The sequence below is a fragment of the Shewanella sp. ZOR0012 genome (assembly GCF_000798835.1).
GTDB classification, from domain to species: Bacteria; Pseudomonadota; Gammaproteobacteria; order Enterobacterales; family Shewanellaceae; genus Shewanella; species Shewanella xiamenensis.
The window spans coordinates 814,833-815,183 of sequence record NZ_JTLE01000094.1 but is presented as its reverse complement, the minus strand read 5'-3'; the positions used below and the strand labels follow the sequence as shown (position 1 = coordinate 815,183).

The window sequence follows — 351 nt, the reverse complement described above, 5'->3', positions numbered from 1 at the left end:
CGTTTATCATTGCGAATGATTCGGCCGGTATCATCCACCAATTGAAGGTAATCCGTTAAGGAAAATGCAATGCCATTGAGTTGGTTGTCGCACTCATTACCAATAAAAGGTAGTAGATTGCTTGGCTGCTCACCTTTTAACGCCGCCAGAATGCGTAGTTGAATACTGGTATGGTCGGATTGTTCAGGTGTATCAGCGAGTTGTGCTCTAATCGGATTTAAATCAACGTAAGTCATGCAGGCTAATACTGCGGCTTCATCGAGTAATGCTTGGGATTTAAACCGACCTTCCCAGAAACGACCTGTGCAGTTATCTTCTTGATTTGCTTGCCTTGCAATCGGTTCATTTAAG

At 43.6% G+C, this 351-nt stretch carries 1 pseudogene; it reads right to left on the bottom strand.

The features are described from left to right. Window positions 1-351, bottom strand: a pseudogene (locus tag L976_RS05440) (transposase); the annotation flags it as partial.